The following is a 12,787-nucleotide window of genomic DNA, read 5'->3' as shown; positions in this document are numbered from 1 at the left end:
TCAGACCAGTTCGGGCGCCCGGAGGTGGGCGATGACGAGTTCGAACTCGCCCTCGTCCACCCCGCTGGCTCCGGCCGCCCGGATCGATTCGGCCTTCAGTGTCGACGCGTACTCGCGGTTCTGCTCCATCACGTCCCGGCTGACGAACGACACCGAGGACACCGCCCGCCCCGACGACGCGTCGACGAGCAGGCTGGCGCTGCGGAACCCGGGCAGGTGCTCGATCTGGGGGAGCACCGCACTGCGGTAGTACTCGATACCGGCCTCGGTGAGCTCCGGCGGCACCGTCACCCAGCTGGCCCGCACCCAGGCGCCCGGATCGGAACTGTGCTCGCGGTGCAGCACCGCGATCTCCCAATCCTGCGCGGTGGCCGGACCGCCGAACCGCTCGCCGGCCTGCGCGCGCAACCGGCCGGCCGCATCGGCGCTGTCGCGCATGGCGTCCGCGTCGTGCCAGGCGCTGGTGGCGATGCACCGGCCGGTCTGCCGGTCGACCATCAGCGACAGGCCGATGCAGCCGGAGAGTTCCAGAAGCGCGGGCATCACCTCGTCGCGGACATGGGCGATGCCGTCGTCGACCGATTCGGGGCGCGCCATCACAGTGGTAGATCGTGCGAACACGGTCCACCTCCTTTGCTCCAGGGCAGCGCCCCGCCGGCGCCACCGGTCACCTCAACTGTCCTCCCGGCGGCCGCCCCGCACAATGGCTTTGGCCGGCGCACATCAGCAGGCCGGCTCGTAGGCTGGCAACGTGAACACCGAAGTGCTCGAACTGGACACGTCGCGTCGCCGGATCATCGACCTGACCGCGCAGGTGCGCGAGTTCTGCGCGACCAAGGCAGATGGCCTCTGCAATGTCTTCGTGCCGCACGCGACCGCCGGTGTCGCGATCATCGAGACCGGTGCAGGCTCCGATGACGACCTGTTGGACGCTCTGGAGCGGTTGCTCCCGCGCGATGACCGGTACCGGCACGCGCACGGCTCACCCGGTCACGGCGCCGATCACGTGCTGCCGGGTCTGGTCTCCCCGTCGGTGACGGTCCCGGTCGGTGCCGGAGAGCCGTTGTTGGGCACCTGGCAGAGCATCGTGCTGGTGGACCTGAACAGGGACAACCCGCGACGATCGGTGCGGTTGAGCTTCGTGTCGGGCTGAAGATTCCGACCGGTCACCAAACGGTACTGTGGTGCGGTCGAAGTAATCGCAGGTTGACCAAAGGACAGCAGCACGTGCAGACACACGAGATCAGGAAACGCTTCCTCGATCATTTCGTGAAGGCGGGACACACGGAGGTGCCCAGCGCCTCGGTGATCCTCGACGACCCGAACCTGCTGTTCGTCAACGCCGGCATGGTGCAGTTCGTGCCGTTCTTCCTCGGCGCGCGCACCCCGCCCTACGACACCGCCGTCAGCGTGCAGAAATGCATCCGCACCCCGGACATCGAAGAAGTCGGAATCACCACCCGGCACAACACCTTCTTCCAGATGGCCGGCAACTTCAGCTTCGGCGACTACTTCAAGAAGCGCGCCATCGAACTGGCCTGGACCTTGCTGACCAACCCGCAGGACCAGGGCGGCTACGGATTCGATCCGGAAAAGCTCTGGGCCACCGTCTATCTCGATGACGACGAGGCCATCGCGCTGTGGCAGGAAGTGGCCGGACTGCCGCTCGAGCGCATCCAGCGCCGCGGGATGGCCGACAACTACTGGTCGATGGGCATCCCCGGCCCGTGCGGCCCGTGCTCGGAGATCTACTACGACCGCGGCCCGGAGTACGGCATCGACGGCGGCCCCGAGGCCAACGAGGACCGCTACATCGAGATCTGGAATCTCGTCTTCATGCAGAACGAGCGCGGCGACGGCACCAGCAAGGACGACTTCGAGATCCTCGGGCCGCTGCCGCGCAAGAACATCGACACCGGCATGGGTGTCGAGCGCATCGCCTGTCTGCTGCAGGACGTGGACAACGTCTACGAGACCGACCTGGTGCGCCCCGTCATCGACCTGGTCGCCGGCATCGCGCCCCGCGGATACGGGCAGGGCAACCACACCGACGATGTGCGCTACCGCATCATCGGCGACCACAGCCGCACCGCGGCGATCATCATCGGCGACGGTGTCACCCCCGGTAACGAGGGTCGCGGCTACGTGCTGCGCCGGCTGTTGCGCCGCATCATCCGCGCGGCCCGCCTGCTCGGTGTGGAACGTCCCATCATGGCCGAGCTGATGACGACCGTGCGTGACGAGATGGGACCGTCCTACCCGGAACTGGTCACCGATTTCGACCGGATCAGCCGCATCGCGGTCGCCGAGGAGACGGCGTTCAACCGCACGCTGCTCTCGGGTTCGCGGCTGTTCGAGGATGCCGCGGGCGCGACCCGCGCCGCCGGGAAGTCGACGCTGTCCGGCAATGACGCCTTCACGCTGCACGACACCTACGGTTTCCCGATCGATCTGACCCTGGAAATGGCCGCCGAGGCCGGCCTGACGGTCGACGAAGAGGGCTTCCGCGGTCTGATGGCCGAACAGCGCCAGCGCGCCAAGGCCGACGCGGCCGCCCGCAAGCAGGCTCACACGGACCTGTCCGCCTACCGCGAGCTCGTCGACGGCGGGCCCACCGAATTCACCGGTTTCGACGAGTTGAGCTCGCAGGCACGCATTCTCGGTATCTTTGTCGACGGCAAGCGGGTTCCCGTGGTGTCCCACGAAGGCACCCAGGGCCAGCAGGTCGAGTTGATCCTGGACCGCACGCCGTTCTACGCCGAATCCGGCGGGCAGATCGCCGATGAGGGTTTCATCACCGGCACCGGCGCGTCGGAGACCGCCAAGGCCGCGGTCACCGATGTGCAGAAGATCGCGAAAACCCTGTGGGCGCATCGTGTCTCGGTGGAGTCCGGGGAGTTCGTGGAGGGTGACACCATCACCGCCACCGTCGACGAGAAGTGGCGACACGGCGCGACGCAGGGCCATTCCGGCACCCACATGGTGCACGCCGCACTGCGGGAGGTACTGGGCCCCAACGCGGTTCAGGCCGGTTCGCTGAACCGGCCGGGCTACCTGCGCTTCGACTTCAACTGGCAGGGCTCGCTGTCCGACGAGCAGCGCGCGCAGATCGAAGAGGTCGCCAACCAAGCGGTGCAGGCCGACTTCGCGGTGAACACCTTCAATACCGGGCTGGATCAGGCCAAGGCGATGGGCGCGATGGCGCTGTTCGGCGAGAACTACCCCGACGAGGTCCGGGTGGTCGAGATCGGCGGACCGTTCTCCCTGGAACTGTGCGGTGGCACACACGTGCGCAGCTCGGCGCAGATCGGACCGGTCACCGTGCTCGGCGAATCCTCGGTGGGGTCCGGTGTACGCCGGGTCGAGGCCTACGTCGGCCTGGAGTCGTTCCGCCACCTGTCCAAGGAGCGCGCGCTGATGGCCGGGCTGGCGTCCTCGCTGAAGGTGCCCTCTGAGGAGGTGCCGGCACGCGTGGCCAACCTCGTGGAACGGCTGCGGGCCGCGGAAAAGGAACTGGACAAGGCTCGGCTGGCAAACGCGCGCGCCGCGGCCGCAAATGCGGCCGCCGGGGCGGAGCTTGTCGGTAAGGTGCGTCTCGTGGCTCAGCGCATGGCCGGTGGAATCACCGCTGCAGATCTGCGCAGCCTGGTCGGTGACATCCGCGGGAAGCTCGGTTCCGAGGCCGGCGTGGTGGCGCTCATCGCTGAGGGCGAGGATGACGCGGTGCCCTTCGTGGTCGCGGTCAATCCCGCGGCGCAGGACCTCGGTCTGAGCGCCAATGACCTGGTGAAGACGTTGGGCGCGGCCGTCAACGGCCGCGGGGGTGGCAAGGCTGATCTGGCCCAGGGGTCCGGTAAGGGGGCGGCGGGTATCGACGCGGCATTGGCCGCGCTGCACGCAGAGATCTCCCGGAGCTAGCCACAGTGAGTGCCGAGGTCGACCGCCTGCCGGACAGGCCGGGTCCCGATGACCCGGGACCGGGTCGCCGGCTCGGCATCGACGTCGGCACCGTCCGTATCGGGGTCGCTGGAAGCGACCCCGACGGCATTCTGGCCACCCCGCTGGAGACCGTGCAGCGGGACAGATCGGGCCGTCACCTGCGCAGGCTGGTAAGGCTCGCGCAAGAGTGGGAAGCGGTCGAGGTCGTCGTCGGCCTGCCGCGCACGCTGGCGAACCGTTCGGGTTCCTCAGCACAGGACGCCGTCGAATTGGCCGATGCCCTGGCGGCCCGGATCGCACCGACACCGGTGCGGCTGGCCGACGAGCGGCTGACCACGGTGACCGCCCAGCGGTCGCTGCGCGAAGCAGGGGTACGCGCCAAGAATCAGCGGGTCATGGTCGATCAGGTTGCCGCAGTGGGCATTCTGCAGAACTGGTTGGACCAGCGCCGGTCCGCATTAAGGGTTGTTGATGAGTGATCACTGGAGTCCCGAGCGCAGCGAACCGCAGGCGGTCGGGCCACCGCGCCGCCGGCTCAGCCGCGCCGCCCGGGCGCAGGAACGACGTACCGCACGGCGTCGCCGGGTGTTCTCGGTCGCCGCGCTGGTGACGCTCGTCGTCGTCGTCATCGGGGTGGTGTTCGTCGGCTCCAAGATGTGGCACGGCCTGTTCGGCGGCACCAGCGATTTCGCCGGCGAAGGCACCGCCGATGTCGTCGTCGAGGTGCACAGCGGGGACTCGACCACCGCGATCGGGCAGACGCTGCAGGAACAGAACGTGGTCTCCTCGTCGAAGGCATTCGTGGAGGCTGCCGCCACCAATCCGGCGATCGCGGCCATCCAGCCCGGTTTCTACAAGCTGCGCACCGAGATCCCGGTGTCCAGCGCCGTGCAGAAGCTCGCCGATCCGGAAAACCGCGTCGGTCAGATGGTCATCCCCGAGGGCCGCCAGCTCGACGACGTCGCCGACGTCAAGACCAATGCCGTCACCAAGGGCATCCTCTCGCTCATCGCGGACGCCTCCTGCGTCGACCTCGACGGCACCCGGGACTGTGTCTCCGCCGACGATCTCAAGCAGGCCGCCGGTACCGCCGACCTGGCGGCACTGTCGGTGCCCAGTTGGGCGAACTCCGGGGTGACCGAGATGGGTAGCGATCACCGGCGGCTGGAGGGCCTGATCGCGCCGGGCAGCTGGAACGTCAATCCGTCGGGTTCGGCCGAGGAGATCCTGGCCAGCCTGATCGGAGCGAGCACCGCACAGTACGAGGCCAACGGCTTGCTCGCCGCCGCCGAGACCACCCAGTTGTCGCCGTACGAGATCCTGATCGTCGCCTCGCTGGTGCAGCGGGAGTCCAAGCCCCAGGACTTCTCCAAGGTGGCGCGGGTGATCTTCAACCGGCTCGCCGAGAACCGCAAGCTGGAATTCGACTCCACGGTGAACTACTCCCTGGACCGCACCGAGATCGCCACCACCGACGGCGATCGAGCCCGGGTGACACCGTGGAACACCTATGCCTCTCTCGGCCTTCCGAAGACGCCGATCTGTTCGCCGGGCCAACCCGCGCTGGCGGCGGCCGAGAATCCGGAGCCGGGGGACTGGCTGTACTTCGTCACCATCGACATGCAGGGCACGACCCTGTTCACCCGCGACTATGAGCAGCACCTGGCGAGCATCGAACTGGCCAGGAACAACGGTGTTCTCGACAGTGCCCGGTAGGCGCGCAGCGGTACTGGGCTCGCCGATCTCGCATTCCCGCTCGCCGGACATCCACCTGGCCGCGTACCGGGAACTGGGTCTGACGTCGTGGACCTATGACCGCATCGAGTGCACGGCCGAGCAGCTGCCGGCACTGGTGGCCGGGCTGGGACCGGAATGGGTCGGCCTCTCGGTCACCATGCCCAACAAGTTCGCCGCGCTGGCGGTGGCCTCCGAGCGGACGGCCCGCGCCACGCTGGTGGGCTCGGCGAACACGCTGGTGCGCACCGCGACGGGCTGGCGGGCCGACAACACCGATATCGACGGGGTCATCGGCGCGCTGAAGGACCTGGGCGAGCGAAGCGACGGGAAACACACACAGCGGGGTCGCCGCGCCGCGGTGCTCGGCTCGGGTGGTACGGCCCCGGCCGCGGTGGCGGGCCTGGCGAGCCTCGGCGTCACCGAGGTCGCGGTGCTGGCCCGTAATCCGGAGCGAGCACAACCGCTGGTCGCGCTTGCCGAACCGCTCGGTGTGGGCATCCGGTGGGTCGAACTCGGCACTCCGGTCGATGTGGACGTCGCGGTCAACACCCTGCCCGCCGACATCGCGGCCGGCTACGCCCACACCATCGAGAACGTGCCGGTGCTGCTGGACGCGATCTACGACCCCTGGCCCACCCCGCTGGCCGCCGCGGTGCAGGCCCGTGGCGGCCGGGTGATCAGCGGGCTGGCCATGCTGCTGCACCAGGCCGTGGCGCAGGTCGAACAATTCACCGGGATGCCGGCGCCCAAAGAGGTGATGAGGCGGGCACTGCCGGGGTCCTAGCCTTGATCCATGGGGGCTGGCACGGCCGGGTTGGTTGTCGGGTGGCTGATCGCACTGAGCGCGCACGACCTACGGCACCGTCGCCTGCCGAACGTGCTGACCCTGCCCGGCGCGGCGCTCGTCCTCGCGGCGGCCGTGTCGGCGGGCCGGGGGATGCCCGCCGTGCTCGGCGCCCTGGCCCTCAGCCTGCTTTATCTGGTGGTGCACCTGATCGATCCGGCCGCGCTCGGCGCCGGGGATGTGAAACTCGCCATCGGGCTGGGCGGGCTGACCGGGGCGTTCGGGCCGGAGGTGTGGCTGCTCGGCGCGCTCGGCGCGGTGCTGCTGACCGCGCTGGCCGGAATCGTCGTCGTGGTGCTGCGGGGCGGATCGGCGGTGCCGCACGGCCCGTCGATGTGTGCGGCCAGCGCCGCATCGGTCGCCCTGGCGTGGTGGTAGTGCAGAGCACAGGTTGACGGATTCGGTCGCACAGATGACCGCATGGGAGAATGTCATCCGTGTTGCGATGGACTACCGCAGGTGAATCCCACGGCCGTGCCCTGGTGGCGATGGTCGAAGGCATGGTTGCGGGTTTGTCCGTCACCTCCGACGACATCGCGGTCCAGCTGCAGCGCCGCCGGCTCGGCTACGGCCGCGGTGCGCGGATGAAGTTCGAGAAGGATCAGGTGACCGTGCTGGGCGGCGTGCGCCACGGCCTCACCCTGGGCGGACCGATCGCCATCGAGATCGGCAACACCGAATGGCCCAAGTGGGAGACCGTGATGGCATCGGACCCGGTGCCCGCCGACCGGCTCGACGGCGATGCCGCCCGCAACGCCCCGCTGACCCGTCCGCGTCCCGGCCACGCCGATTACGCGGGGATGCTCAAGTACGGCTTCGACGATGCCCGTCCGGTGCTGGAACGCGCCAGCGCCCGCGAGACCGCCGCCCGCGTCGCCGCCGGCACGGTGGCCCGGGCCTTCCTGCAGCAGGCGCTCGGCGTCGAGGTGATCTCACACGTCGTCTCCATCGGTGCCTCGAAGCCCTACGACGGCCCGTCACCGCAGCCGCAGGACCTGACCGCCATCGATGACAGCCCGGTACGTGCCTTCGACAAGGACGCCGAGCAGCTGATGATCGCCGAGATCGAAGCCGCCAAGAAGGACGGTGACACCCTCGGCGGCATCGTCGAGGTCGTGGTCACCGGGCTGCCGATCGGACTGGGCTCCTTCACCAGCGGCGACAACCGACTCGACAGCCAGCTCGCCGCAGCGGTGATGGGTATCCAGGCCATCAAGGGTGTCGAAATCGGCGACGGCTTCGAGACGGCACGCCGCCGCGGCAGCGTCGCCCATGACGAGATGTACCCGGGCCCGGACGGCATCACCCGTTCCACCAACCGCGCCGGCGGCCTCGAGGGCGGCATGACCAACGGGCAGCCGCTGCGGGTGCGCGCCGCGATGAAGCCGATCTCCACGGTGCCGCGCGCGCTGGCCACCGTCGACATGTCCACCGGCGAGGAGGCCGTGGCGATCCATCAACGCTCCGACGTGTGCGCGGTTCCTGCCGCCGGTGTCGTCGTCGAGACGATGGTGGCCCTGGTGCTCGCGCGTGCCGCGCTGCTCAAGTTCGGTGGTGACTCGCTGGCCGAGACCCGCAGAAACGTCGAGAGCTACCTGGCCTCGGTTGCCGAGCACGAGCCGTCCACGACGGCCTCGGGATAGCTGATGGCTCCCCAAGTGGTACTGGTGGGCATGCCGGGTTCCGGCAAGTCCACCATCGGCCGCCGGTTGGCCAAGGCGCTGGGCGTGCCGCTGCTGGACACCGACGCCAAGATCGTCGAGACCACCGGTCGCAGCATCGCCGAGATCTTCACCGACGGCGAGCCGCAGTTCCGTCAGATCGAGGCCGACGTGGTGCGCGCTGCGCTGGACGAACACGAGGGTGTGGTGTCTCTCGGCGGTGGTGCGGTGACCACACCGGAGGTGCGCGAAGCGCTCAAGGGTCACACCGTGATCTATCTGGAAATCAGTGCCGCAGAAGGTGTTCGGCGGACCACCGGCAGCGCCCGACCGCTGCTCGCCGGCGATGACCCGGCGGCGAAGTACCGTGCCCTGATGAAGCAGCGGGAACCGTTGTTCCGCGAGGTCGCCACCATGCGGGTGAACACCAACCGGCGCAATCCCGGCGCGGTGGTACGCCATATCGTCGGCCGGCTGTCTGGGTGTGGCCCTGCCCGGCCGCGGCGGCGGCGCAGACCGGCCTGGCGGCGCGGACCCACCGTCCTTGATCCGGCACCCACCACCGAGGCCCCGCCCACTCCGGCGGCGCTGGCCCGACGAGCAGAGGCGCGCAATGAGTGAACCCGTGACTGTTGACGTACTTGTCGACCGCCCGTACCCGGTGATCATCGGCACCGGGCTGTTGGCGGACCTCGGCCGCACGCTGGCCGGCCGCCACAAGGTGGCGATCCTGCACCAACCCACCCTGGCCCAGACCGCCGAGGTCATCCGGGAACACCTGGCGGGCAACGGGATCGACGCGCACCGCATCGAGATCCCGGATGCTGAATCCGGTAAGGAACTTCCCGTCGTCGGCTTCATCTGGGAAGTGCTGGGCCGGATCGGTATCGGGCGCAAGGATGCCGTCGTCAGCCTCGGCGGCGGTGCCGCAACCGACGTCGCCGGGTTCGCCGCGGCCACCTGGCTGCGCGGCGTCGACATCGTGCACGTCCCGACCACGCTGCTGGGCATGGTGGACGCCGCTGTCGGCGGCAAGACCGGGATCAATACCGACGCGGGCAAGAACCTGGTCGGCGCCTTCCATCAGCCGCTGGCGGTCCTGGTCGACCTCGCCACCCTGCAGACACTGCCGCGCAACGAGATCGTGGCCGGGATGGCCGAGATCGTGAAGGCCGGTTTCATCGCCGACCCGGTCATCCTGGATCTCATCGAGGCCGACCCGGAGGCCGCGCTGGACCCGTCGGGATCCGTGCTGCCCGAACTGATCCGCCGTGCCATCGCCGTCAAGGCCGAGGTGGTGGCAGCCGACGAGAAGGAATCGGCGCTGCGCGAAATCCTGAACTATGGGCACACGTTGGCTCACGCCATCGAGCGCCGCGAGCGCTACAAGTGGCGTCACGGGGCCGCGGTGTCGGTGGGTCTGGTGTTCGCCGCGGAGCTGGGCCGGTTGGCCGGCCGTCTGGACGACGACACCGCCGACCGGCACATCCGGGTGCTAGCGGCGCTTGGGCTACCGGTCAGCTATGACGCCGATGCGCTGCCCCAGTTGCTCGAATACATGGCCGGGGACAAGAAGAATCGCTCCGGGGTGCTGCGCTTCGTGGTGCTCGACGGACTGGCCAAGCCGGGCCGCCTCGAAGGGCCGGACCCGACGCTGCTGGCCGCGGCCTACTCCGTGGTGGGAACCCGCTAAGACTTGGCGGGCTCGTCGGGGCCGGGCTGCACCGCCGCGAAGACGTCGGTGTCGGCCCGCTCCTCGTCGCCCTCACGGCGGCGGACGTACGGCGGCGCCTTGCGGTCGACGCTCCAGCGGCCGATGGTCACCGCGATGACACCGGCCAGGAAGATCAGCAGCGCGGTGAACGCCGCGAACGAGGTCAGCTCACTGATCAGGCCCCCGGTGTAGAGCACCGGGTAGAACAGCCCGATGAACCAGCACACGAGGTCTCCGAGCAGTCCGGCGATCAGGCCGGCGATCAGCCAGACCATCGCGAGATCCTGACGACGGTCCGGGTCGGACTGCGCGTTGGCGTCGGCGCGGCCGTCGAAAAAGGCCCACAGGATCGCGGGGATCGCGAGGAACAGACCCAGCGTGGGGCTGATCCACCCAGCCTGCGTCGGGAAGGAGTCGACCAGCACTCCCTGGATCAACCGGAGGACAACCACGACCGCCGCGAACACGAGTCCGCGCAGCAACCACTTGCTCATGAGGGGACAGCGTAGCGAGTACCGTCAGCGGCTGTGACGATATCTGCGCGCAGGGACCGGTTGCGGCGCCGATTGGCGGCCGCCGAACTGGACGCCATGTTGGTAACTGACCTGGTCAACGTCCGATATCTGTCCGGATTCACCGGATCCAACGCCGCACTATTGGTTCGCGCAGACCAGGACACGCCGGTGTTGGCAACCGACGGCCGGTATGTAACGCAGGCCGCGGCGCAGTCACCCGATGCCGAACTGGTCATCGAACGGGCCGTGGGCCCCCATCTGGCGGGCCGTGCGGCCGCCGACGGTGTGCGCCGGCTCGGGTTCGAGAGCCACGTCGTGACCGTCGACGGGTTCGGTCTGCTGGAACGCGCAGGCGAGGGCGTGGAGTTCGTCCGCGCCGCCGGCATGGTCGAACGGTTGCGTGAGGTCAAGGACGCCGGCGAGATCGCCATCCTGCGGCTGGCCTGCGAGGCGGCCGACGCGGCACTGCACGACCTGGTGGCCCGCGGCGGGCTGCGCCCCGGCCGCACCGAGAAGGAGGTCGGCCGCGAACTGGAATCGCTGATGCTCGACCATGGCGCCGACGGGGTTTCCTTCGAGACCATCGTGGCCGCCGGCGCGAACTCGGCCATCCCGCATCACCGGCCCACCGACGCCGTGCTGGCCGACGGCGATTTCGTGAAGATCGATTTCGGCGCGCTGGTCGCCGGGTATCACTCCGACATGACCCGCACCTTCGTGCTGGGGCACGCCGCGCAGTGGCAGCTCGATCTCTACGAACTGGTAGCGACCTCCCAGCGCGCCGGCCGGGAGGCGCTCTCGGCGGGCGCGAACCTCAAGGATGTCGACGGCGCCTCGCGACAGGTGATCGCCGACGCCGGTTTCGCCGAGAACTTCGGGCACGGCCTCGGCCACGGGGTCGGATTGCAGATCCACGAAGCGCCGGGTATCAGTGCTTCAGCCGTCGGTACACTGCTTGCTGGCGCTGCGGTCACCGTGGAGCCCGGCGTCTATCTGCCCGGCCGGGGCGGTGTCCGAATCGAGGACACCCTGGTTGTCGGCAGCGAGAGCGCACCTACACCCGAGTTACTCACCCGGTTCCCCAAGGAACTGGCTGTTATCACCTGATCTAGGAGCTGTACAGACCGTGGCATCAACCGCCGACTTCAAGAATGGACTCGTTCTGCAGATCGAAGGCCAGTTGTGGCAGATCACCGAGTTCCAGCACGTCAAGCCCGGCAAGGGCCCGGCCTTCGTGCGCACCAAGCTCAAGAACGTGCTGACCGGCAAGGTCGTCGACAAGACGTTCAACGCCGGGGTCAAGGTGGAGACCGCCACCGTCGACCGTCGTGACGCCACCTACCTGTACCGCGACGGCAGCGACTTCGTCTTCATGGATTCCGAGGACTTCGAGCAGCATCCGCTGTCCGAGGCGCTGGTCGGCCGGCTGGCCGACTTCCTGCTCGAGGGCATCGGTGTGCAGATCGCCTTCCACGAGGGCGCACCGCTGTACCTGGAGCTCCCGGTTTCCGTCGAACTTCTGGTCTCCCACACCGAGCCGGGCCTGCAGGGCGACCGCTCCAGCGCGGGCACCAAGCCGGCCACCATGGAGAGCGGCGCCGAGATCCAGGTGCCGCTGTTCATCAACACCGGCGACAAGCTCAAGGTCGACACCCGCGACGGCAACTACCTGGGAAGGGTCAATGCCTGACCGTCGTGGTGACCGCGGTCGGCACCAGGCGCGCAAGCGTGCCGTCGACCTGCTGTTCGAGGCCGAGGCGCGCGGGATCACCGCCGCCGAGGCCGCCGACGGCCGCAATGCGCTGTCTCACACCCAGGCCGATATCAATCCGCTGAACCCGTACACCGTGACGGTGGCCCGCGGCGTCACCGAGCAGGCGGCGCATGTCGACGACCTGATCTCCTCGCACCTGCAGGGCTGGATGCTGGAGCGGCTGCCCGCGGTGGACCGCGCCATCCTGCGGGTCGCGGTGTGGGAGCTGTTGCACGCCGAGGATGTGCCGGAGCCCGTGGCCGTCGACGAGGCCGTCGAGCTGGCCAAGGAATTGTCCACCGACGAGTCCCCGGGTTTCGTCAACGGCGTGCTCGGTCAGGTCATGCTGGTGACCCCGCAGATCCGGGCGGCCGCGGCGGCGCTTCGGCCCTCGGAGACCGGGGATTGAGGATGCCGCAGGGCTGCGGATGTTCACCCAGGTAGCGGTGGCATCGCTCGGATGGAGCGGCCGGCTGCAGTTCGGCCGGGGGCTGTCCGACTCGATGTAGCGGCACTTTGGGTGCGAAATTGCCTACCTGTCGGCGACTTTCGAGCGGCAGTCGAGTCTCAGTAATTTCTTTGGACCCATTGATCACTCGGGTCACTTTTTTGGGCGGATTTGTC

Annotated in this window: 14 protein-coding genes; 12 read left to right on the top strand and 2 right to left on the bottom strand. The window is 68.7% G+C overall.

The features are described 5' to 3' along the window. Complete coding sequence (locus tag EXE63_RS31050; RefSeq protein ID WP_168145142.1) at window positions 1-621, bottom strand: antibiotic biosynthesis monooxygenase; 621 nt, start codon at window positions 619-621, stop codon at window positions 1-3. A gap of 130 nt (window positions 622-751) precedes the next feature. On the opposite strand from EXE63_RS31050, the gene EXE63_RS31045 reads away from it, so the two are divergent. The 9 genes from EXE63_RS31045 (at window position 752) to aroB (ending at window position 9,874) form a co-directional block, all read left to right on the top strand. Beyond that, window positions 752-1,153, top strand: a complete 402-nt coding sequence (locus tag EXE63_RS31045) for a secondary thiamine-phosphate synthase enzyme YjbQ (RefSeq protein ID WP_168145141.1) — start codon at window positions 752-754, stop codon at window positions 1,151-1,153. A 74-nt stretch (window positions 1,154-1,227) separates the two neighbouring features. Further along, window positions 1,228-3,918, top strand: a complete 2,691-nt coding sequence (alaS, locus tag EXE63_RS31040) for an alanine--tRNA ligase (RefSeq protein WP_168145140.1) — start codon at window positions 1,228-1,230, stop codon at window positions 3,916-3,918. A gap of 5 nt (window positions 3,919-3,923) precedes the next feature. After that, on the top strand, window positions 3,924-4,418 hold the full coding sequence (gene ruvX / locus EXE63_RS31035) for a Holliday junction resolvase RuvX (protein ID WP_168145139.1): 495 nt from the start codon (window positions 3,924-3,926) through the stop codon (window positions 4,416-4,418). Further along, window positions 4,411-5,655 carry an endolytic transglycosylase MltG gene (mltG, locus tag EXE63_RS31030; protein ID WP_168145138.1) on the top strand — a complete coding sequence of 415 codons (1,245 nt, stop codon included), beginning with the start codon at window positions 4,411-4,413 and terminating at the stop codon, window positions 5,653-5,655. Before ruvX ends, mltG begins: the two co-directional genes overlap by 8 nt. Continuing rightward, entirely contained in the window at window positions 5,633-6,460 is an 828-nt protein-coding gene (locus EXE63_RS31025; protein WP_234904338.1) for a shikimate dehydrogenase, read from the top strand. The genes mltG and EXE63_RS31025 overlap by 23 nt, the downstream gene beginning before the upstream one ends. 9 nt (window positions 6,461-6,469) lie before the next feature. Further along, window positions 6,470-6,898: a prepilin peptidase gene (locus EXE63_RS31020; protein WP_168145136.1), complete on the top strand. Its 429-nt coding sequence runs from the start codon at window positions 6,470-6,472 to the stop codon at window positions 6,896-6,898. 59 nt (window positions 6,899-6,957) lie between these two features. Then, on the top strand, window positions 6,958-8,163 hold the full coding sequence (aroC, locus tag EXE63_RS31015) for a chorismate synthase (protein WP_168145135.1): 1,206 nt from the start codon (window positions 6,958-6,960) through the stop codon (window positions 8,161-8,163). 3 nt (window positions 8,164-8,166) lie between these two features. After that, window positions 8,167-8,802 carry a shikimate kinase gene (locus EXE63_RS31010; protein ID WP_168145134.1) on the top strand — a complete coding sequence of 212 codons (636 nt, stop codon included), beginning with the start codon at window positions 8,167-8,169 and terminating at the stop codon, window positions 8,800-8,802. After that, complete coding sequence (gene aroB, locus EXE63_RS31005) at window positions 8,795-9,874, top strand: 3-dehydroquinate synthase (protein ID WP_168145133.1); 1,080 nt, start codon at window positions 8,795-8,797, stop codon at window positions 9,872-9,874. Before EXE63_RS31010 ends, aroB begins: the two co-directional genes overlap by 8 nt. Here aroB and EXE63_RS31000 read toward each other — a convergent pair. Continuing rightward, window positions 9,871-10,389, bottom strand: a complete 519-nt coding sequence (locus EXE63_RS31000) for a B-4DMT family transporter (RefSeq protein ID WP_168145132.1) — start codon at window positions 10,387-10,389, stop codon at window positions 9,871-9,873. The genes aroB and EXE63_RS31000 overlap by 4 nt on opposite strands. 33 nt (window positions 10,390-10,422) lie before the next feature. Between EXE63_RS31000 and EXE63_RS30995 the strand changes: the two genes are divergently transcribed. The 3 genes from EXE63_RS30995 to nusB are packed head-to-tail and all read left to right on the top strand — an operon-like array spanning window position 10,423 to window position 12,572. Next, window positions 10,423-11,517, top strand: coding sequence for a M24 family metallopeptidase (locus EXE63_RS30995; RefSeq protein WP_168145131.1), 1,095 nt, complete (start codon window positions 10,423-10,425; stop codon window positions 11,515-11,517). 19 nt (window positions 11,518-11,536) lie between these two features. Beyond that, window positions 11,537-12,100 (top strand): elongation factor P, encoded by a 564-nt coding sequence (gene efp, locus EXE63_RS30990; RefSeq protein WP_105366163.1) that lies wholly within the window; start codon window positions 11,537-11,539, stop codon window positions 12,098-12,100. Beyond that, window positions 12,093-12,572, top strand: a complete 480-nt coding sequence (nusB, locus tag EXE63_RS30985) for a transcription antitermination factor NusB (protein WP_168145130.1) — start codon at window positions 12,093-12,095, stop codon at window positions 12,570-12,572. The genes efp and nusB overlap by 8 nt, the downstream gene beginning before the upstream one ends. The last annotated feature ends 215 nt before the right edge of the window (window positions 12,573-12,787 follow it).

This window comes from Mycolicibacterium frederiksbergense (assembly GCF_012223425.1).
Lineage (GTDB): Bacteria > Actinomycetota > Actinomycetes > Mycobacteriales > Mycobacteriaceae > Mycobacterium > Mycobacterium frederiksbergense.
This window is presented reverse-complemented; position numbering and strand designations above follow the sequence as displayed.